Below are 20,892 nucleotides of genomic sequence, written 5' to 3'. Positions count from 1 at the left end.
TCACGATGCTTCCTCTCGCATTCCTTGACGGGTCAGTTGGCCCTCGCCAGTTGCGGGCCCGTGGCCGCGGCCGCGGTGTCCAGGTCGAGCTGCGGCGAGGAGTCGAGCACCGCCCGGTGCAGATGCTCGACGCTGGGGGAGGGATCGAGCCCGAGGCTCTGGTTCAGGCAGCGGCGCAGCTGCCGGTAGACGGCCAGGGCGTCGCTGCGGCGCCCCACCCGGTACAGCGCGAGCATCAGCTGCTCGTGCACCGCCTCGTGCAGCGGGTGCCGGGCGGCGAGCCCGGAGAGCTCGCCGATGAGCTCATGGTGGCGGCCCAGCCTCAGGTCTGCCTCGATCCGGCGCTGAAGCACGCTCATCCGCGACTCGTCGAGCCGGGTGGCCTCCACTTCGAGGAGCGGCCCGCACTGCACGTCGGCGAGGGCCCGGCCGTGCCACAGGGACAGCGCCCGGCCGAAGAACGAGGAGGCGCCGGCCCAGTCGCCGTGGTCCAGGGCCCGGTGGCCCGCGGAGGACAGCGCGTCGAACTCGTGGGCGTCGAGCAGGCCGCCGTGGATGTCGAGCCGGTAGCCGCCGGGCTCGGTGACCAGGACGCTCTTGGCGCCGTGCGGCAGGCCGGCGCCGTCCGCGGTGCCGTCGTCGCCGAGGGCCGCCGCGATCGCGTTGCGGATCTGCAGGATGTACGTCTGCAGGGTGGTCTGGACGCTGCGCGGGGGGCTCTCCCCCCAGACCTCCTCCACCAGCGACGTCACCGACACCACCTCGCCCGCCTGCAGCGCGAGCAGCGCGAAGACCTTGCGCGGTTTGACGGCGGTGAGGTGCACCGGTACTCCGGACAGGGTGGCCCGGAACGGGCCGAGCACACTGATTTCCATGCGCGGATCTCCTTCGGGTTACGTGGGTCGGCCGGCCGGGTGCGGTGCCGCGCCGGGCCGTGCCGCACCGGGTCCGGTCGCCAGGGACCGCAGGGCCTCCCCCACCGCGCCGGGCACGTCCCGGCCCCGTACGAAGAAGTGCGTGCCGTGGACGGTCCGGAACCGGAATCGGGCGGTGGTGCAGTGCTTCCAGGCGTGCACCTCGGAGGCGGAGACCAGCGGGTCGTCGGCGCCCGCGTAGGCGTCGAGAGGGCACGGCAGCGGGGTCACGGGCGTGGCGCGCAGGCTGTGCGCGAGGCGCAGATCGGCCCGCAGGACCGCGCCGAGCCGGCCGACCCGGCTGCGCAGCGGTGCGGGGATGCCGTCCCGGCCGCCCAGGGCCAGGACCAGTTCCTCGTCGGGGAGTCCGGGGTTGAGCAAGGTCTTCACCAGCGGCGAGGGCAGCTGCGGCGCGGCGCACGCGCCGACCGTCAGCAGCTGTGGCGGCCGCTGTCCGGCGCGCACCCGGGCCTGCGCGAACCGGTAGGCGACCAGCGCCCCGAGGCTGTGTCCGTAGAACGCGTGCGGCTCGTCCAGCAGATCGCCGAGGTCGTGTTGCAGCTCGTCCAGCAGCCGGGCGCCGTCCGTGATGTGCTCCTCCGTGCGCCGGGTCTCCCGGCCGGGAAGCCGCACCGGCAGTACGGACACGTCCGCTCCGACGCGCCGCTGCCACCCCGCGAAGGTCAACGCGCCCCCGCCGGCGTGGTGGAAGCAGAACAGCCGGATCCGGTCGCCGCCGGGTGTCGGCCGGATCGCGAGATAGCGCTGCACCCGGGCCCCCCTTCGTTGCAGCATCGTTTCGCCGCACCTTTTCGGTCAGATGCGCGATCCGAGCGTCACCGCAGGGCCTCGGTCGCCGCTCAACTTGCGCTGGAGCGGGGATCGGAGAGCACCGGCAGCAGCGGGAGCACGTCACCGAAGCCGCCGCCGGAGTCCCGCCGCTCGCCGAAACCGGGGTCGTAGACGGCGGCGCTGACGGTGTACGCGTCCTCCACCAGCCAGCTGTGGAAAGACCACTCCTGCCCGGTGCCGGGCGTGCCGTCGGGGCGCAGCATCCGCACCCCGGCGTCGTCGGTGGCGAACCCGAACTCGGTGAAACGGAACCGCAACCCCTGGCCGATGGCCTTGCTGTAGGCCTCCTTCAGCGTCCACAGCCGCACCAGCTCACGGTTGCGCCGTTCCTCGGGCACGTGGTGCAGCGCCTCCAGCTCGTACGGCGTGCAGGCCTTCAGCTCGGTGCCCAGCTCCAGCATCCGGCGGTCGGCAGGCTCGGTGTCCACGCCGATCCGGCCGAACCGGGTCAGTCCCACGACGAGCAGCCCCTCGGTGTGGCTGAGTCCGACATCGAGCTGGTCGATGCCGCGCAGATACGGCCGCCCGCCCGGCTTGTACGCCAGCTCCAGCTCCCGCGGCAGCGCACCGAGCACCGCGCTCGCCGCCGACTTCAGCAGCAGCCGCGAGGCGACGAACCGGTCCCGGTTGCGTGAGGCGGGCATCCGCGCCAGCCGTGCGTGGTCCGGCCCGAGGTCGGCGGCCAGCGACGGCGAGCCCAGGTTCTCCGGCAGCCAGTCGTCGACGTGCGCGTACACCACACAGGAGCCGTCGTCCGCCACCGCACGGCGCACCGCCTGCCAGGGGTGCGCGGGCCCGGGCTGCCGCACCGGCCGCTTCATGTCCCACCTCCGCTTGAGAAGGGGCGCAGGGGACCGCGCGGGCAACCGCGGCGGACCCGCAGCCTGCCGAGGGCACGGCGCGGCCCCCGGCAGGCGCCCCTATCGACCGATCGCCGTCGCATAAAGGTCGTAACTGCGCGCGTCGTCGAACCGGTGCAGCAGCTCCGCCAGCATCCGGTCCAGGCCCGCCGCGGGCGCCCGCACCGCCGACTTGTCCAGCCGGGACGCGATCCGGGTGAGCGCCATCGCCGCCCACGCGGGATCGGCGAGGAACCCGCCGGCCGGCCGCTGCCGCCAGACCCCGAGGCAGGCCGCACCGGCGACGAGCAGCGCGTACCGCTCGGCCAGCGCGTAGGCGCGCGGGCTGACGGGCCGCCCGCGGGGCCGTGCGGCGAGTTCCGCGCAGCGCTCCCGCAGCTCCCGCGCGTGCGCCACGAGGACGGCCGCGGCCTCCCGGAGCGGGCCGGCGAACTCGCCCGCCGCCCCGTCGTCGGCGCTGCCCGCCGACTCCTCCAGGTACCCGAGGAGCGAGTCCCGGTCGGGAAGAAGCGCGTTCTCCTCCGGCCGGCACGGCGGCAGCGCCGCGTCGAACGGCCGGAACAGCGCCCCCAGGTCCGTGGTCGAGGCCGGCGCTGCCGGCCTCGGCAGCCGCAGCAGCTGGGCGATGATCACGGCCCGGCTGGCCGAGGTGCCCGCGCTGCCGAGGCCGATCATCGGCAGGTCGCGGGCGGTCTTGTGGAAGATGCCGTAACTGCCGCCGGCCGCGTAGGCCTCGGCGCCGAGCACGATCGACAGGTCGTCCATCGTCTCGTTGAGGATCGTCGGCAGCAGGTACTTGGCGACGGCGCCCAGGGTGCGGCTCTCCCGGGGCAGCAGATGCGGCGCCCGGGTCGCCACGAGGGACAGGCAGTCGCACACCAGCAGGTCGGTGAACGCGTTGGCCAGCGCGGTGCGGGTGCGCGCGGAGTGCAGGGAGGCGCGGCTGCGGGAGCGGTGCGAGCGGGCGAAGGCGGTCGTGGTGCGCAGCGCGGTGTCGGCGCAGCCCAGCGCCATCGACAGGCCCGCGCTGCGGGTGAGCGGGAAGACCAGCTCCGCCAGCCGCGCCCCGCCGCCGGCCGCGCCGACCAGCCGTCCGGCGTCGAGCCGGTGGCCGTCCAGGGCGATCCCCTGGATGGCGCAGCCGCGTACGCCGACGGTCGGGCGGCGGGGCAGCAGCGTGATGTCCCGGCCGTCCGGGTGCGCCGGTCCGGGCGCGAGGAAGGCGCTCAGTCCCTCCGGGGTGTGCGCGAACATCACCAGCGCGTCGGCGTGGGCGGCGTTGTTGAGGGCTTCCTTGCGGCCGCTGAGGCGGTAGCCGTCGCCGTCCGGCCGGGCGGTGAGCCGGTTGCGCAGGAAGTCGTTGCCCTGGGGCGGCTCGGGGTAGGCGCAGGCCATACGGCCGTCGGAGAGCAGCAGGTCGGCGGTCTCCCGGCGCTGGCGCGGGGTGCCGGCCGCCCACACGACGACCGCGGCCAGGTACGAGGTGAGGCCGTGGCCCAGGCCGAGTGCCGCGTCGCGGCGGAACACCGCGCGCAGCACCCGGGCCAGCGCGTCCAGCCGGTCGAGTCTGCCGCCGAGTTCGCGGGGCACGAACTCGGCGTTGAGCCCGAACGAGCCGAGCAGCCGCTCGGCTGCCGGCAGTTGCTGCCCGCGTGCGTCGGCAGCGAGGAACTGCTCGGCGCCGAGCGGGTTGCCCGGGTCGTCGAGGTCTCCGAAGTCGTGCTCGAGCCGGGCGATGCGTTCCTGTACGGCGGCTTCCGAGGAGTCCACCGTGTTCACCGCCGCTGTCATGGCATGCCTCCGTCCTCGTCCGGAACCTCATGGGCCACTGCTCGACCGGCACGGCTCAAGACGCGCTCAAGGTCGTCCGGCGAGACTCCGTCACATCGGTTGTGCCGGGCGTGAACGCCGGGTTCAGCAGCCTCGGATCCGGCATGGTGTCGTAGTGGTACTGCTGCCAGAACGGGGTCTGGTCGCCGGGCAGCCACAGGGACCCGTAGGCCACCAGTGAGTTCCATACGGGCCGCAGCACCCGCTCGAGTGCGACTCGGGCGAAGGAGCTGCCGCTGTGTGCGGTGGTGGGCATGTCGTGCCATCCCTTCTGAGATCGGGAAAGGCCACGATCGGCGCGCCGACTCGGCGGATCCTCGAGGAACTCTCGCGCGGGCCGGCCCGCGGCCGCTCTCGAGCGGGGCTCGAGCGGGTTGTGGTCGGATGGACTTCAGGCATGCATGCCGGGACGAGGAGGGGGCCGGTCGGTGTCCCAGCGCGATGGCAACTCACAACTGACCGTGGTCGAGCGGTTCACGACCACGTCGGCTCCTCCGGTGTTCGAGCGCGAACTCCTCGAATACGCCCGGTACCGGGAAACCCGCAAGGGGGTGGTGTGGCGGGTGACCGCCGCTCTGACCGAGCGGCCCGGCGGCTATGTGCACCTCGACCGGTGGACCGGCCTGGACCGTCTGCTGCGGGTGGTGCACCAGGACCCGGGGGCGCCGGCCGGCCCGCGGGGCTTGGCCGGCGAGTCGCGCGCGGAGGCCGAACTCCTGGTGAGCGTGGGCCGTATCACCGTCGACGGCACTCCCGCCGACGCCGCGCGGCTGGTGCTGATCCGGGCCGTGGTGACGAGCGAACCCGAGCGGTTCGAGCTGGACTTCGGCTCTCTGGTCGGCCAGTGCGTGGCCGACGAGGGGTTCGGCGGCAGCGACCTGCTGCGCTCGGTGGCCGACCCGTACGTCTACACGGGCCTGCTGTGGTGGCGCGACGCCACCGCCTGCGACCGCACCCGCGCGGGCGCCGCCTACCAGGACCGCCGCGCCAAACTGGCCGCCACAGCCCACCTCACCGAGGACCCGGCCCGCCCACTCACCACTCCCTGACCCCGCGGTCGCCCGGCACCCCTGACAGCCCACGGCACCGGCCCACGGCCACTGCGGACCCGCCCGACACCCCCTGACCCCGGCCCACGGCCACTGCGGACCCGCCCAACACCCCCTGACCCCGGCCCACGGCCACTGCGGGCCAACCACACCCGCACTCCCCTGCCCCGAGCCCGTGCCGGGGCACCGGCATGGCCTCCATCCAGCCGGCGGCGGTGACATGCCCGCCCGCCTTCACCGCAGACCGCCCCGCCCTGCGGCGGACCACCCCGTCCCTCATCTTCCACCGAAGCCCAGCCCGCGCTGCCGCCGCAGTTCCCCCAGCCCTCCGAGCCGCGTCATGGCGCCGCCACGGCCGACACCCGGCCACCCGCGGCGGCGCACCGGCCCGCCCCGCGCGGCGCCCGGTCCTTCCAGTCGGCGGCGACGTACGCACTCGCCCTCACCGCAGACCGCCCCACGCCGCGCCGGACACCTCTCCCCTGACCTCACCCGGCGAATCCCAGCCCGGGCCTGCCGCCGGCCTCCCCCACCCGCCGAGCCGCGTCCCAGCGCGGCATGGCCACCGCCTCGCCGGTCGCGCGGGTGCCGGCCCGCCACCGAGCCACCCCACCCACCCGCCGGCCCCGCCGACCCCGTCGGCGCCTCCGCACCGTCCGTCCGCGAGTGCTTCTCGAGTACGCGGGCGCAGCATCGCCGCATGGAGGAGACCACCGAAGCAGAGCCGGCCTTCGTCGTCGTTCGCGGGCGGCCGGACCATGTCGAACTCGCCGCCCTGACCGCCGTACTCCTGACCAGGCTGCGGGCGAAGGACGAGGCGGACGGGAGTGCGGACGCGGGGCAGCGGGCTCCCTGGGGGCGGTCGCGACGGCCACGGCCGCGGGTCGGGTGGACGGCGTCGCACTGACCTCCCGGCGCCGGGCGGCCCAGCAGCGGTCGAGTGCCCTTCAAGAAGGCGCACATACCGTCTGAGACCGGGTGGAATCCGACGCCGGCGACGGGGCGGCGTCCGCGCCCGTATGACACGCAGGGGGTCCCGAGTGAGCGACTACCGCACTTTCACCGAACTGATGATCGAAAGAGCCGAGCGGACGCCGGAGCGCGCCGCGCTGCTCCTGCTGCCGGACAGCGACGAGCGCGGCCGGACCGCGACGGTCTCCTACCGGACGCTCGACGCCTCCGCCCGCCGCCTGGCCGGCCGGCTCCGGGCCGACGGCGCCACCGGCGAGCCGGTGCTGCTGCTGCACGCCTCCCGGCGCCAGTTCGCGGTCTCGTTCCTGGCGTGTCTGTACGCGGGCGCCGTCGCCGTACCCGTTCCCCCGTACGGCGGCCGCAGCCACCACGAGGAGCGGGTAGCCGGCATCGTCCGGCAGGCGTCCCCGCGTGTCGCCCTCACCGACGCCGCGCTGGCCCCGGACATCTCCCGGCTGCTGGCCCGGCACGGCCACGGCTCCGTCCCGTGCCTGGCCGCGGACGCGGCACACGGGCAGGCCGAGTGGCGGATGCCCGGGATCGGCCCGGACACGCCGGCGTACCTTCAGTTCACCTCCGGCTCCACCGGCAGCCCGCACGGCGTGGTGGTCACGCACGGCAACCTGCTCGCCAACCAGGAAGCGCTGGCGGGGCTGCTCGGGGCGGGCCCCGGGTCCCGGATCGGCGGCTGGCTGCCCTTCCACCACGACATGGGGCTGGTCGGCCAGTTGCTGCATCCGCTGTGGCTCGGCGCGACGTCGGTGGTGCTGTCGCCGGAGGCGTTCGTACGGCGGCCGGCGCGCTGGCTGGAGGCCATCGGGCGGTACGGGATCGAGGTGAGCGGCGCCCCCGACTTCGCGTACGACCTGTGCGTGCGGCAGATCACCGACGAGCAGCTGGCGGGCCTCGACCTGTCCGGCTGGCGGGTCGCGGTCTCCGGCGGGGAGCCGGTGCGCGCCGAGACCCGGCGGGCCTTCACCGAACGGTTCGCGGGCGCCGGGCTGCGCCCCGAGGCGATGCACGCCGCGTACGGTCTGGCCGAGGCGACGCTGCTGGTGTCCGGCGGCCCGGCCGGGGACGGTGAGCGCGCGGTCGACGCCGATGCCCTCGAGCGGGGCCGGCTGACCGAGCCCCGCCCCGGGCGGGCCACGCACACGCTGGTGCCCTGCGGAACGACCGCCGGGGCGGCCGGCCGGGTGCTGATCGTCGACCCGGAGACCCGCGAGGTGCTGCCGGACGGACGGATCGGTGAGATCTGGGTCGGCGGCCCGAGCGTCGCCGACGGCTACTGGCGCGACCGCTCGGCGACCGCGGAACGCTTCGGTGCCCGCACGGCCGACGGTACGACGGGTCTGCTGCGCACCGGCGACCTGGGCGCCCTGGACGACGGGCGGCTGTACGTCACCGGCCGGCTGAAGGACGTGATCATGGTCGCGGGGCGCAATCTCTACCCGCAGGACATGGAACGCACGGTGCAGCGCGTCAGCACCCTGTTCGGCACGGGCAGCGCCTTCTCGGTACCCGGCGAGCGCGAACGCGTCGTGGTGGTCCAGGAGTTGCGCACCCACCAGCGCTACACCCTCGATCTGGCGGAGCTGGCGAAGGACGTACGGCAGTGCCTGGCCGAGGAGTTCGAGGTGGCTGTGGCGGGCGTGCTGCTGGTGCGGCCGGGCACCGTCCGCCGCACCACCAGCGGGAAGGTGGAGCGGTCCGCGATGCGCCGGCTGTTTCTGAGCGGCGGGCTGCGGCCCGTGTACCAGTACCTGGCCGACGACCTCGCGGGCCCGGCGGGCCCCTCGCGCCGGACGCGGGGCTGACCGGCGCGTGGCCGGCGAGCAGTAGGGACAGTGACGGGATGGGCAACGGGAACGGAAGGGGCAGGACGTGAGCGCAGCGGCACCGGGCGACCCCGACGAGGGGGTGTTCGCCGCCTGGCTCGCCGAGCGGATCGGCGGGTACGCACGGCGGGAGGTCCACCAGGACGAGGAACTGTCCGAGTGGGGGCTCGACTCGGTCGCCCTGCTCGGACTGTTCGGCGACATCGAGGCGGAGTTCGGTCCGCTGCTCGACCCGGCGGACATCTGGGCCCATCCGACCGTCCGCGACCTCGCTCGCTATCTGGCGATGCGGCACGGCATGGGACGCAACCCCGGGCGGGTGCGGGCGGTGTTCGTGTTCACCGGGCAGGGCTGTCAGCACCCCCGGATGACGGCGGGCCTGTACGAGGCCCTGTCCGGCTACCGGCGCCGTCTCGCCGAGGCCGACGAGGCGATCGGCCCCTACCTCGGCCGGTCGGTCCGGGAGCTGATCCTCGACGGGGATCCCCGGGTGCACCAGACGGCGCTGACCCAGCCGACGCTGTTCGCCGTGCAGTACGCGCTGGCGACGACGCTGCTGGAGGAGGAGGGCGTGCGCCCGGTGGCCGTCCTGGGTCACGGCACCGGCGAGGTCGCGGCGGCCGTGGTGGCCGGCGCGCTGTCCCTGGACGACGCGGCCCGGCTGGTGTGCTACCGCGGCGCCTATATGCAGTATCTGCCGTCCGGCGGCGGGATGATGGCGACCTGCGCCAGCCCGTACGAGGCGGCCGACGCCGCGGCGACCGAGCCGCAAGTGTCAATCGGCGCGTTCAACGCGGCCCGCGCCACGGTGCTCTCCGGCGCCGTCGACGGTCTGGAGCGGGTCCGTGAGCGGCTCGCTGCGGTCGGCATCGCCAGCACCTATCTCCAGGTGACGCACGCCTTCCACTCGCCGCTGATGGATCCGGTGACCCCCCGCTTCGAGGCCGCGGCCCGCCATCTGACCGGCCGCGTACCGGATCTGCCGTACTACTCGACGGTGTACGGCCGGCGCTACGCCGAACCGCTGACCGCCGCGTACTGGACCGCGCAGATCACCGCCCCCGTGCGGTTCGCGGACGCGGCCCGCCACATGCTGGCGCAGCAGGCGCCCAGCCATGTGGTGGAGATCGGCCCCAAGGCCGTCCTCACCCCGTTCCTCCGCCGCATGTCCGGCGCCCGCGGCCCGCTGTGCCTGGCCGCGTGCCGCAGCCCGGAGACCAACGCGGTGGACCTGGCGGGCGTCCTGTCCAAACTGGACGCGGGCCCGCTGGCGGAGATCTGAGCCTGGGGGGCCCGCTGTCCGGGGACCGGGTCTCAGGGAATCCAGCCGGCTTCCTCGGCGATGCGAATCGCGTCGATGCGGTTGCGGGCGTTGAGCTTGTCCACGATGGCCGTGAGGTAGTTCCGCACCGTGCCCTGGGTGAGGAAGAGATGGTCCGCGATCTCCGCCGCGTCGGCGCCGCGCGCCGCCAGCCGCAGGACCTGGGTCTCCCGCGGGGAGAGCGGGTTGTCCGGTGCCTCCCAGGCGGAGAGGGCGAGTTCGGGGTCGATGACCCGCTGTCCCGCCGCGACGGACCGCACCGCCTGGGCCAGCCGGGACGGCGGCGAGTCCTTGAGCAGGAAGCCGGAGACCCGGGCGGCCATCGCCCGGCGCAGGGTGCCGGGGCGGCCCAGGCTGGTCAGGATGAGGGTGCGGCAGTCGGGCACCCGCTCGTGCAGTTCGGCGGCGGCGGTGAGGCCGTCGGTGCCGGGCAGGTCGATGTCGATGACCGCGACGTCGGGACGCGTCTCGAGGGCCGACGACACGATGAGGTCACCGCGGTCCACCGAGGCGACGACCTGGAGATCCGGCTCCAGCTCCAGCAGGGCGACCAGGGCGCCACGGACCATGTGCACGTCCTCGGCAAGCAGGATCTTCACCAAGAGCATTCGTTCCCCCGATTTCTACGTCACCGCTCAGACCGCGGGTCTGTCCGCCTGCCCGGTCCAGTTCGCCGCGGTGCCGGCGGCCGGATACCCGCGCGCCGGGACGATCTCCGCGCCCTCCTTCTTGGCCGGGACGACCGGGGCCACCGCCGTCAGCCGGAACCGGCCGCCCGGGACGACGCCCGCGGTCAGCTCGCCTCCGATCGCGGCGAGCCGGGCCCCGAGGTTGCCCAGGCCGCTGCCCCGGTCGGGAGAACCGGCCTGGTTCTCCGTGGTGACACCGTCGTTGACGAGGTCGAGACGTACGGTCTCCCCCACCGTCGCCACGTCGATCGTGCAGGACTGCACCTTGCTGTGCCTGAGGATATTCGTGACGCCCTCGCGCAGGGCGGTGGCGAGCACGGTGTCCACCAGCGGGTGGAGCCGGCCGCACCGGATGTCCACGCGGACGTCGACGTCGGCCGCGGCCATCACCTCGGCCACCGACTCGGCCTCCGCCTCCAGCGACATGTCCCGGTAGCCGCTGGCCACGAGCCGCACGTCGGCGAGCGCCTGCCGGGCGACCCCGAGCACCGAGGCGACCTCGTCGCGGGCGCGCTCGGGGTTGACCGGGACCAGGCGGTGGATCAGCTCGCTCTTGAGCGTGATCGCGGAGAGGCTGTAGCCGAGGAGGTCGTGCAGGTCGCGGGCGAACCGCAGCCGTTCCTGGGTGACGGCCATCCTGGCCATCTCGGCGCGGGTGTCGTGGACTTCGCGGACCAGGTCGGTGAGCCGGGTCATGCCGTAGATGACCAGGCCGGTCAGTGCCGTGGAGATGGTGAAGTAGCCGGTCTCCAGGGCGGGTACGCCCTCGCTGACCGACCAGCCCATGATCAGCAGCGGCATGAGGGCGTAGCAGGGCCAGGCGATACGGCTGGGCAGGATGAGCAGGAACGATCCGCCGAGCGGTCCCGCCATGCTCCCCCACGCGACCCCCAGCCACACCAGGGGGCCGATGGTGAGGGCCGCCTGGACACCGAGGGTGAGCGCCTTGCGGCGCGTGGACCATCTGCGCGCCCCGGGCGAGGTGAGCATCACCTGCACCGCGTAGAGCACCACCACCGCGGCCGTGCAGACGGCCAGGGCGCTCGTCCCCGACACCGCGTTGTGCACGTTGAGCAGGGTGATCACGCCGTAGCCAGAGAAGACCACCGCGCTGATGCCCTGGGCGAGACGCGGGGCGAGCGTGTCGCGGGCCCCGCCCCGGAACCTCCCCTGCGCCGTCGCCGCAGCGGAGGGCGCGCCTCTCCCGGTGCCCGGACGCCCATCCTCCGCTGAGCCGTTGCCGCGTTTGAGGACGTTGTCCGAAATCCGGAAACGGCCCGCCATGTGTCGACTCCTCGCACGTAATTGGGGAGTTTGCGTGACCGAACTATAAGCCGACACATGCCGGGTTCGGGACCTGTACAGCACCTTCACCGGGCCTACAACATCAACGGTAGGGGGTTCAGTTCTCCGTAGCAGGTGGGGCGGTCGAGCAGCCCGAGAGCGACCGGCACGTCGTACAGCCGTCCCGGGGCGAACCGCGCGTAGAACGGGCGCAGGCCGGGCACCAGCACCTTCACGGCCGGAACCCCGACGTCCGGCCGGGTCTGGTCCAGCACCAGCAGTTCCATGCCGTGCGCCGCCACCAGGGAGCGGATGTCCTCGACGTCGGCGAGGAGGTCGTCGTTGCGGCGGGGCCGGGACCAGGAGCCGGGTGTCCGGCCCCGTTGGCCGGGATCGGGCCGCATCCAGGGCTGTTCGGGTACGCACGGAGCGGATCCGGCCGCGACGGCGGGCAGCATCTGCACCATCTCCGTCAGCGCGCGGCGCAGCGCCCGCCGCGGGTCGAAGTGCGCGCCGAAGCCGTACACGGTCCCCGCGGCGGTGCCGTCCGCGCCGCGCGAGCCCGCCACCACGACGGGAATGCCGAGGTCGGAGGTGAGATCGAGCGCCCAGACCCGGCGGCCCGCCCGGTCCAGCGCGTCGCGCAGGCCGGCCAGCCAGGGCTCGTCGAAGGCGTCGAGGTCGATGCCCGGCCGCCGGAGCCGGTTGTACCACCACAGGGCCACCGCGTCCCGCTCGACGAGTTCCAGGAAGCCCTGCACCACGGCGTCCTCCAGGCTGCTGCCCGCCGCGTTGCCGTTGGAGTCGGCCCACAGCCCGTCCGGGGCGCCGCCCGGTGCGGAGTCGAAGTACAGGGTCGAGGTGGGCAGCAGCCGGTGGGTGCCGGCGGTCAGGGACCACACCGGCGTCCACTCGGTCGGCAGGTCCGGGTCGAAGGGCGCGCTCACGTGGTGGAAGACCGTGTGGGAGGCGTTCCAGCGGTCACGCTCGGCGTACTGGCGCTCGTGGAACAGCTGGTAGGCGTTCGGGTGGACGGCGGTCTCGCCGAGGCCGCGCAGCGACTCGGTGATCGTGAGTTCATCGCCCTGGCGCGCTGCGCAGTAACGTTCCACCGCCTCACAGAGGGCACTGACCCGGGCCTCGGTCGCCGTCGTGCCCTTCCCCGAGCTGCGCGCCCTCAGCACTCTGCGCACCCCGGCCGCCGCGTGCCCGCGCAGGGCGAGATTGTGCCCGGAGTCGAAGGCGTACAGCCCCTCCGGCAGCCCCGGCATGGGGCGTATGTCCGTCACGATGCCGGTCACCGGTCCGATCAGGTGGCCGTACCGGTCCAGCATCTGCCCGGCCGGCAGCGCCCGGTCGTTGCTGCCCGCTCCCCCGGATTTCGGCCGGGAGACCAGCCGCACCGGCCGCCGCGTGCGCTCGGCGACCAGCGAGGGGTCTCCGCACGCCGGGCACTGCGGGCGTCTTCGCACCGGGTGATGGCCGAACTGCAGGGTCAGTCCGTCCAGCACCCGGACCGCGCGCTGCTCCGGACACCGCAGCCCGGCCAGCCACTTGGCGGTCTCGAGCACCGCGCTGTGCACTCCCAGCGCCCGTACCGCGGCCAGCGAGGGCGCCGGGCCGGCCGCGCCCCGGTCCAGGCCGGCGGCCCGCCGCAACGACAGCTCCCCGCGGCGGTGTTCGCGCAGCCGGTGCGCCAGGCAGGTCCAGCAGGCGGCGTCCGCGCCCGGCTCGAAGACCGGCCCGGTCCACGGCTCGGTCGCGAACGGCCGGGCCAGCAGCCACGGCCGTCCCAGCGCGCGCAACCGGGCCGCCACGGCGGCCAGTTCGGGCGCCAGGTAGTCGTCGCACAGCACGAGCGCGAACGGCGCGTCGGCGTCCGCCGCGACCGCGGTGATCCCCGAGGCGCGGCAGGCCGCGCGGAGCGCGTCGCCGTCCACGTCCCCCACCCCGATCAGCGCCACCGGCGTGCCCCGCACCGTGTCCTCGGCGACGGTGCCGTCCAGTCCGGCCCGGTCCCAGTAGGCCTCGGCCGGCCGGCACTCGGTTCCGGGACGCCGCACCCCGTGGCGGTAGCCCACCAGGTTCGCCTCGGCCAGGCGCCGCACCACCATGCCCGCCTCCGCGGCGGGCATGGCCGTCGCGGCCTCGCGGAGCAGCTCGGGAAGGGTGCGGCTGCCGTCCAGCAGCGACACCAGCGTCTCGGCGCCCGCGCCCCGCAGGGCAGTCACATCCTTGTCGGACCACATGAAGACGGCCTCTCCCGGGACCGACACGGCCCGCACATGACGCTTCAGCGCCACATACGGGCCGTGCGCCGGGTACTGGGCCCCGGTCACGCACCCACCCGGGCGGCGGCGAGAACCGACATGCACGTGCACCACTCGGCGTCCGTCACGTCCCGGGTCAGGCTCTCCACCCGGATGCCCTGACCGCCGCCCGGCGCGAACTGCGCGAGCGCCGCCTCCAGTTGAATGTCGGTCCGTCCGCCGGCCGGGGACTCCAGCCCCGTCCGCGCCACCAGTTCCGCGAAGCGAAGGTCTGCTTCCGTGACGTTCATACCTACCCCCAAGAGATGAACAAGCCGCTGACGATTGACGCTCGACGGACGCTCGACGGACGCCCGATGGACGCCCGATGGACGAGCGGTGGACGAGCAGTGAGGCGAATCTGCGATAAACACAGGGAGCACGGGACCGCCGCCGGACCGACCCGGTCGGCGTCTGGGTCGAGAGTCTGCGGCCGGAACTCCGGCGTCCGTCAGTGCGACGCTCACAGGCGACCCATGACATTTTCATGATTACGCTCGTGCGTCGCTCACTGGGCCGCGGCCCGTCCGCGATGGGAACCTCTGAACCTGAGTCCGGAAGGCCGCCCGGGGGACGCCGGCGGCCGTGACCCGACGGGGAGAGGACACCAATGGAGATCCAGGTCCTGGGGTCGCTCGCCGCGCAGGAGCGCGGCGTCTCAGTGGTGCCGAGCGCGGCCAAGCCCCGCCAGCTGCTGGCCCTGCTCGCCCTGCACGCCGACCGTGTCGTGTCGGTGCCCACACTCATGGAGGAGATCTGGGGCGAGAGCATCCCCCGCAGCGCCTCGACCACACTCCAGACCTACGTCCTCCAGCTGCGCCGCCGGATCACCGCCGCACTCGACGGAGACCCGCGGCGCGACGCTAAGGACGTCCTGGTCACCCGGTTCGGCGGCTACCTGCTCCAGGTGCAGCCCGGCCGGGTCGACGCCCACGAGTTCGAACGGCTCGCCACCAACGGCGGCACCGCCTTCGAGCTCGGCGACTACCGCATGGCCTCCGACCTGCTCCGCCGCGCCCTCGCCCTGTGGCAGGGCCCGGCCCTGGTCGACGTACCGGCGGGCCCGGTGCTGGAACTGGAGGTACTGCGCCTGAACGAGGAGCGCACCGCGGCGCTGGAGCGGCGCATCGAGGCGGACCTGCGGCTCGGCCGCCACGCCGAAGTCGTACCCGAACTGCGGGTGCTGGCCGCCCGCCACCCCCTCCACGAGGGGTTCTGCGGGCAGCTGATGCGCGCCCTGCACCGCACCGGCGGAAGCTGGCGCGCCCTGGAGGCGTACCAGCGTCTGCGTGGTTCCCTGGTCCGCGAGCTGGGCCTGGAACCCTCCAACGCCCTCCAGGAACTCCACCAGGCGGTCCTGGCCGGCGACCCGGAGCGCACCCTGCACCCCGCCGCGGCGGACTGAGCCCGCACCCGCGCACCTCCCCACCCCCCACCGCACCACCCCCTCCCCGGCCCGCCACGCCGGTTCCGGCGACGGTCGAGCCGTCCTCCAGGAGACATGCCCAGGCCTTTGAGGACAGGCTTCTACGGTGCCGCAATGACGACCTTCGACGAACTCCTCGCCACCGCCGCGCCGCCCGCACCCGATCTGCGCCGCTCCACCGACGAGCTGACACGGCTGAAGGAGGAGCTGAGCCGCGGCCCCGACCCGGAGGCGACCCGGCGCCAGCACGCCAAGGGCAAGCTCACCGCCCCCGAACGGCTTCGACTCCTCTTCGACGAGGGCACGTTCACCGAGATCGAGCCGCTGCGCCGGCACCGTGCCACCGGTTTCGGCCTGGAGGACCGCAAGCCGCACGGGGACGGCGTGGTGATCGGCTGGGGCCTGGTCCACGGCCGCACGGTCTTCGCCTACGCCCACGACTTCCGGGTCTTCGGCGGCGCCCTCGGCGAGGCCCACGCCCAGAAGATCCACAAGGTGATGGACCTGGCCGAGGCGGCCGGGGCGCCCATCGTCGGGCTGAGCGACGGCGCCGGCGCCCGGATCCAGGAGGGCGTCACCGCGCTCGCCGGCTACGGCGGCATCTTCCGCCGCAACACCCGCGCCTCCGGGGTGATCCCGCAGATCAGCGTCATCCTGGGCCCGTGCGCGGGCGGCGCGGCCTACTCCCCCGCCCTGACCGACTTCGTCTTCATGGTCCGCGGCACCTCCCAGATGTTCATCACGGGCCCGGACGTCGTCCAGGCCGTCACCGGCGAGCAGATCACCCACGACGGCCTCGGCGGCGCGGACGTGCACGCCACGCTCTCCGGCGTCTCCGCCTTCGCCTACGACGACGAGGAGGAGTGCCTGGAGGACGTCCGCCACCTCCTCTCCCTCCTCCCGCAGAACAACCGCGAACTGCCCCCCGCCGTACCCTCCACCGACCCCGCCGACCGCCGCACCGACGCACTGACCTCCCTGGTCCCGGCGGACCCGCAGCAGGCGTACGACATGCGCGCGGTGATCGAGGAGATCGTCGACGACGGCGACTACTTCGAGGTCCACGAGGCCTGGGCGCGCAACGTGGTGTGCGCGCTGGCCCGCCTGGACGGCCAGGTCGTGGGCCTGATCGCCAACCAGCCCGCCGCCCTGGCCGGCGTCCTCGACATCCACGCCTCGGAGAAGGCCGCCCGCTTCGTGCAGACCTGCGACGCCTTCAACATCCCGCTGATCACCCTGGTCGACGTCCCCGGCTTCCTGCCCGGCGTGGACCAGGAACACGGCGGCATCATCCGCCACGGCGCGAAACTCCTCTACGCCTACTGCAACGCCACCGTCCCCCGCATCTCCCTGGTCGTCCGCAAGGCGTACGGCGGCGCCTACATCGTCATGGACTCCCGCTCCATCGGCGCCGACCTCTCCTTCGCCTGGCCGACCAACGAGATCGCGGTGATGGGCGCGGAGGGCGCGGCGAACGTGGTCTTCCGCCGCGAGATCGCCGCCTCCGACGACCCGGACGCCACCCGGGCCCGCCTCATCAAGGAGTACAAGTCCGAGCTGATGCACCCCTACTACGCCGCCGAACGCGGCCTCGTCGACGACGTCATCGACCCGGGCGAAACCCGCACGGTCCTCATCCGCTCCCTGGCGATCCTGCGCGCGAAGCACGCCCCGTTGCCGGAGCGCAAGCACGGGAATCCGCCGATGTGACGGACCGGCGCCAGGAAGCGGCAGACGAGTCGGGCTGTACGCCGGGGAAGATCTGCAGCGCTATGACCTGTGCAAACGTGTAGCGAGGGCGCTTGTGTGGCTACCTTGATGGCTACGTAAGGAGACACCCCGCCCCGCAGCGGTCCGGGACGGGGGCGTCGTCACTGTTGGGGTCAGACGGTCCGCTCGATGCGCTCGAAGATGTCTCCGCGAAGTGACGGAGCAGTTGGGGCGGGCGTAACGCCTGGCGTCCGTCTGCCGCGGCCTTGGCGGCTTTTCCGATTCAGCCGTCGTGCTGAAAGCGCACCGACTCACGGAGCACCGAGCGGGCGCTCTCGAAGTCGGCCAAGCGGGCCGCCACCGTCGCCACGGCGAGGCGTTCCGGCAGGGCGGCGGAGAACTTGAGGCCGCGTACGGCCCGACGGTCCACGTCAGGCAGGACGAGATTTTCACCGACGTTCTCACGGGCCGCACGCCAGTCCGCCGGAGTGAGGTTCTCGCGCAGGCGCAACCAGCCGTCGGTGGGCCGTTGCAGGGGGTCGGTCACCGACTGGAGGGTGGCCGCCAGGGTGGCGTTGGCGCGGTAACCGGCCCAGGTCCACCAGCGGGCGTCGGAGCCGACGCGCGTGATCAGCGTGCCGCCGGGGTGCACGGTGCCGGGTGCATCGGTCTCGCGCTGCTCGGCCAGGCACGCCTCCGCACGCCGGGTGAGGGAGACAGGCGGGTCGGTACCCAGCAGCACCTCGCGCATGGCACGTGTCAGGGCGTACGACAGTCCGGCGACGCCGCCGTTCATCCACTTGGCGATGCCGCCGCCGTCGGCGGGCTCGACGAAGACACGTTTGCGCAGCCAGTCGATGTAGGTGACCTGCCAGCTGCGTCCGCCGAGCAGCAACCGCCGGGGGCCGGGCCGTTCTTCGGTGAGCACGCTCGGGTCGGTGCGGCCGATCTCCGTGCGCCCGGACAGCACGGTGAACTGCGGTGGCGCGGTGAAGGACGCGGTAAGTTCGATGAAGTGCCGCTTGCCGAAACGGCGTTCCGCCTCGGGGCCGACGAACAGCATGCCGCCGTCGGTGTCGAGGAACCCCTCGTCGGTGAGGAAGCGCAGGATCGGCGCGGCGGACCGGTCGAAGGGGGCGAGTCCGTTCCACTGCCGGTCCCACAACTGGTCCCCGAGCTTGTGCTGTTGCAGGGTGACGGCGAGCAGTTGCTGGGCCACGAGGTGGCGCGGCTCGGGCGGGGGCACGACCGGCTCCACCCAGCCCCGCGACCACAGCAGCAGCAGGCCCGCCGCCTGCAGCAGCGTCTCCTTGCGGGTGGTGAGGAACAGGCAGTTGCGTACGCTGCCGGGACGTCGGCCGGTGCGGCCGATGCGCTGCAGGAACGAGGCGACGGAAGCCGGTGAGTCGATCTGGATCACGCGGTCAAGGTCGCCGACGTCGATGCCGAGTTCGAGCGTGGAGGTGGAGACGATGACGCAGTCACGTGCCTCGGCGAAGGCCTGCTCGGAGCGGGTGCGTTCGTCGACGGAGAGGGAGGCGTGGGACAGGAAGACGGTCACCTCGCGTGCCCGCAGTGCGGCGCCCAGCTCCTCGACCTGGCGGCGGGAGTCGCAGAAGACGAGCCGTTTCTCTCCCCGGTGCAGGGCGCCGATGAGTTTGGCGGCATTGTCGAGGGAGCCGACGTAGTCGAGTTCCACCTCTCCCGCGGGCCTGCGGAGTCGGGCGGCAGGGGCCCTGTCGGGGTGTCCGGCTCCGTCTGAAGCGGGCGGCAACTGCACTCCCGGGGCGACGACCTGTCCGGCACGGCTTTCGGCACCCGCGCCTTGCAGCCAGTGCAGCAGCTGAGCCGGGTTACCGACGGTCGCCGAGAGCCCGATGCGCTGGATGGGCCGCCCGGTGACCCTCTCCAGCCGTTCGAGCACGGCGAGCAGGTGCCATCCCCGGTCGTCACCCGCGAAGGCGTGCACCTCGTCGACGACGACGGCCCGCACACCGCCGAGCAGGCGAGCGTGGTCGGTCTTGACGCCGATGAGCATCGCTTCGAGGGACTCGGGGGTCGTGAGCAGAATGTCCGGCGCCTCGGTACGGATGCGCTGCCGCTGCGACTCCTTGGTGTCGCCGTGCCAGAGCGCCGCGCGCCGCCCCAGCCACTGGGCGTAAGCGTCGACGCGGCCGACCAGGTTGTTGAGAAGTGCCTTGAGCGGGCACAGGTACAGCACCGAGGTACCGGTCCACCCCTGCTCGGCCATGGCCGACAGCAGCGGGAAGCAGGCCGCCTCGGTCTTGCCGCCCGCTGTCGGCGCCAGCAGCACGGCGTCCTGCCCGTCCATGAGCGGCGTGATCGCCGCCCGCTGGAGGGGGCGCAGGTCGGGCCAGCCAAGGGTGTTGACGATGTGGTGCAGGACGACAGGGTCGAGCCGGTCGAGTACGTCGGCCCCGTCCTCACCCGGGCCCGTACCGGCCGGGCTCCCCGCCTCCGCCGCCATCACAGCTCCAGGTCGATGTCGTCGGCCGAGGCAGAGCCGCCGGAGACCGTGGCGGCCAGGTTCCGCTCCACGTCGGTGAGTTCGCTGCTCGCGACGGTCAGCCGGTAGTGCTGCCGGGGGTCGAAGTCGTCGAACTGGTCGACGCGGTCGAGCACATCCCCCACGAGCTTCTTCAGGAACAGGCGGGGAGCCACCCCGACCTTCCCGCCCAACGCCCCGCCGACGGCCCGAGCGAGGTCCGCGACGTAGGCATCGTCGACGACCGTCCGCACGCGCTCGGGCGACGCGGCGGCCCCCGCGTACAGGTCCCGGATGGTGACGCCGAGCCCGACGAGAGACTCCTGATCGAAGCCGGGCAACCTGATCTGCACGGCGCGGGGGTTGTCGAAGCGCGGGTCGGTGGTGAAGTCGGTGGCGAGCCGCTGGGCGAGCGGTGCGAGACGCTGCACACCCTGCTGACCGTCGTAGAAGGCGGGCGTGCCGGTAATGACCAGGTACAGGCCGGGGAAGCGGCCGGAGTGCACCTCGTCGATGAGCTGCCGCAGTGCGTTGAGCGCCTTGTCACGGGCGTCCGACCGGACCCGCTGCAGCGTCTCCACCTCGTCGAGCACGACGAAGAGCCCGGTGTGCCCGGAGTCGCGCAGCACGGTGAGGAGGCCCTGCAGGAAGCCGAGGGCTCCGAAGTGGTCGAGGTCGCCGCGCACCCCGGCGGCCCTGCGGGCGGAGGCCGCGACGTGCGGCTGGCCGCCGAGCCACGCCAGGACGGCCGAGGCGGTCGCCTCGTCGCCGTCCGCCAGGGCGGCCCGGTAGCCGCGCAGGGCGGAGGCGAAGGACGGGGCGTGCCGGGATACCTCGGCGAGCCGCGCGACGAGCAGCTTCTCCACCTCACCCGGCAGCTCGTCCTCGGTCGCGCCGGCCGCGAGGGCGTCCTCTTCCAGGGCGTAGAACCAGGCGTCGACCACGGGCCGCAGGGCGCTGGGCGGGAAACTGGAGGTGGTGAGACGTTCGGTGAGCCGCCGGTAGACCGTCTCCAGCTTGTGCAGCGGTGTCTCGTTCTCCGAGATCTGGATCTCGGCCACGGCGAAGTTGCGGCGCTTGGCCCGCTCCCCCAGCCAGCGGGTGAAGAACGTCTTGCCGGACCCGTACTCACCCCGCACGGCCTTGAACACGGACCCACCGGACGCGACGGCGTCCAGCTCCGCGTCGAGGGCCGCTTCGAACCGGCCGAGTCCGGTGGCCAGCAGATCGAGTCCGCTCTCGGGCACGGCGCCGCGCCGCAGCGCGTCGATGACTGTACGGCGGCGGGCGGCGCTGACCTGGGCGGGGCGCTGGGATCCGGTGGTGCTCACA

At 73.4% G+C, this 20,892-nt stretch carries 17 protein-coding genes; 6 read left to right on the top strand and 11 right to left on the bottom strand.

Translation table 11 applies throughout. The features are described from left to right. Positions 1–32: 32 nt before the first annotated feature. The 5 genes from ACIG0D_RS04320 to ACIG0D_RS04300 form a co-directional block, all read right to left on the bottom strand. Positions 33–875, bottom strand: a complete 843-nt coding sequence (locus ACIG0D_RS04320) for a BTAD domain-containing putative transcriptional regulator (RefSeq protein WP_399796153.1) — start codon at positions 873–875, stop codon at positions 33–35. A gap of 18 nt (positions 876–893) precedes the next feature. Further along, on the bottom strand, positions 894–1,709 hold the full coding sequence (locus tag ACIG0D_RS04315) for a thioesterase II family protein (RefSeq protein ID WP_399796152.1): 816 nt from the start codon (positions 1,707–1,709) through the stop codon (positions 894–896). Between the two features lie 65 nt (positions 1,710–1,774). Beyond that, positions 1,775–2,587, bottom strand: a complete 813-nt coding sequence (locus tag ACIG0D_RS04310; protein WP_399796151.1) for a 4'-phosphopantetheinyl transferase family protein — start codon at positions 2,585–2,587, stop codon at positions 1,775–1,777. A gap of 99 nt (positions 2,588–2,686) precedes the next feature. Continuing rightward, the gene (locus ACIG0D_RS04305; protein WP_399796150.1) at positions 2,687–4,417 is read right to left on the bottom strand and encodes an acyl-CoA dehydrogenase family protein; all 1,731 of its coding nucleotides are present in this window, start codon (positions 4,415–4,417) and stop codon (positions 2,687–2,689) included. A gap of 55 nt (positions 4,418–4,472) precedes the next feature. Beyond that, the gene (locus tag ACIG0D_RS04300; protein WP_399796149.1) at positions 4,473–4,712 is read right to left on the bottom strand and encodes a hypothetical protein; all 240 of its coding nucleotides are present in this window, start codon (positions 4,710–4,712) and stop codon (positions 4,473–4,475) included. Positions 4,713–4,884: 172 nt separating this feature from the next. On the opposite strand from ACIG0D_RS04300, the gene ACIG0D_RS04295 reads away from it, so the two are divergent. The 4 genes from ACIG0D_RS04295 to ACIG0D_RS04280 all read left to right on the top strand — a co-directional run bounded on the left by ACIG0D_RS04295 (position 4,885) and on the right by ACIG0D_RS04280 (position 9,597). Then, positions 4,885–5,505, top strand: a complete 621-nt coding sequence (locus ACIG0D_RS04295; RefSeq protein WP_399796148.1) for a hypothetical protein — start codon at positions 4,885–4,887, stop codon at positions 5,503–5,505. 700 nt (positions 5,506–6,205) lie between these two features. After that, positions 6,206–6,412, top strand: coding sequence for an acyl-CoA carboxylase subunit epsilon (locus ACIG0D_RS04290; RefSeq protein ID WP_399796147.1), 207 nt, complete (start codon positions 6,206–6,208; stop codon positions 6,410–6,412). 133 nt (positions 6,413–6,545) lie between these two features. After that, on the top strand, positions 6,546–8,294 hold the full coding sequence (locus tag ACIG0D_RS04285) for a fatty acyl-AMP ligase (protein WP_399796146.1): 1,749 nt from the start codon (positions 6,546–6,548) through the stop codon (positions 8,292–8,294). Positions 8,295–8,361: 67 nt separating this feature from the next. Next, positions 8,362–9,597 (top strand): acyltransferase domain-containing protein, encoded by a 1,236-nt coding sequence (locus tag ACIG0D_RS04280; protein ID WP_399796145.1) that lies wholly within the window; start codon positions 8,362–8,364, stop codon positions 9,595–9,597. Between the two features lie 32 nt (positions 9,598–9,629). On the opposite strand, the gene ACIG0D_RS04275 is transcribed toward ACIG0D_RS04280, so the two are convergent. The 4 genes from ACIG0D_RS04275 to ACIG0D_RS04260 all read right to left on the bottom strand — a co-directional run bounded on the left by ACIG0D_RS04275 (position 9,630) and on the right by ACIG0D_RS04260 (position 14,169). After that, positions 9,630–10,238: a DNA-binding response regulator gene (locus ACIG0D_RS04275; protein ID WP_399796356.1), complete on the bottom strand. Its 609-nt coding sequence runs from the start codon at positions 10,236–10,238 to the stop codon at positions 9,630–9,632. A gap of 33 nt (positions 10,239–10,271) precedes the next feature. Continuing rightward, complete coding sequence (locus tag ACIG0D_RS04270) at positions 10,272–11,609, bottom strand: histidine kinase (RefSeq protein WP_399796143.1); 1,338 nt, start codon at positions 11,607–11,609, stop codon at positions 10,272–10,274. 95 nt (positions 11,610–11,704) lie between these two features. Further along, positions 11,705–13,948 (bottom strand): TOMM precursor leader peptide-binding protein, encoded by a 2,244-nt coding sequence (locus tag ACIG0D_RS04265; protein ID WP_399796142.1) that lies wholly within the window; start codon positions 13,946–13,948, stop codon positions 11,705–11,707. Continuing rightward, complete coding sequence (locus tag ACIG0D_RS04260; RefSeq protein ID WP_399796140.1) at positions 13,945–14,169, bottom strand: hypothetical protein; 225 nt, start codon at positions 14,167–14,169, stop codon at positions 13,945–13,947. The genes ACIG0D_RS04265 and ACIG0D_RS04260 overlap by 4 nt, the downstream gene beginning before the upstream one ends. A gap of 359 nt (positions 14,170–14,528) precedes the next feature. On the opposite strand from ACIG0D_RS04260, the gene ACIG0D_RS04255 reads away from it, so the two are divergent. Both ACIG0D_RS04255 and ACIG0D_RS04250 read left to right on the top strand, forming a co-directional pair. After that, positions 14,529–15,323, top strand: a complete 795-nt coding sequence (locus ACIG0D_RS04255; protein ID WP_399796138.1) for a BTAD domain-containing putative transcriptional regulator — start codon at positions 14,529–14,531, stop codon at positions 15,321–15,323. A gap of 135 nt (positions 15,324–15,458) precedes the next feature. Next, a complete protein-coding gene (locus tag ACIG0D_RS04250; RefSeq protein ID WP_399796137.1) occupies positions 15,459–17,054 on the top strand; it encodes an acyl-CoA carboxylase subunit beta in 1,596 nt (531 codons plus the stop codon). A 283-nt stretch (positions 17,055–17,337) separates the two neighbouring features. On the opposite strand, the gene ACIG0D_RS04245 is transcribed toward ACIG0D_RS04250, so the two are convergent. Together ACIG0D_RS04245 and brxD are read right to left on the bottom strand one after the other, a co-directional pair. Further along, positions 17,338–19,542, bottom strand: a complete 2,205-nt coding sequence (locus ACIG0D_RS04245) for a DEAD/DEAH box helicase (RefSeq protein WP_399796135.1) — start codon at positions 19,540–19,542, stop codon at positions 17,338–17,340. Then, positions 19,542–20,891 carry a BREX system ATP-binding protein BrxD gene (gene brxD, locus ACIG0D_RS04240; RefSeq protein WP_399796133.1) on the bottom strand — a complete coding sequence of 450 codons (1,350 nt, stop codon included), beginning with the start codon at positions 20,889–20,891 and terminating at the stop codon, positions 19,542–19,544. The genes ACIG0D_RS04245 and brxD overlap by 1 nt, the downstream gene beginning before the upstream one ends. Position 20,892: the final 1 nt, after the last annotated feature.

It is taken from the genome of Streptomyces sp. NPDC052773 (genome assembly GCF_044547145.1).
In the GTDB taxonomy this organism is placed as follows: Bacteria; Actinomycetota; Actinomycetes; order Streptomycetales; family Streptomycetaceae; genus Streptomyces.
This window is presented reverse-complemented; position numbering and strand designations above follow the sequence as displayed.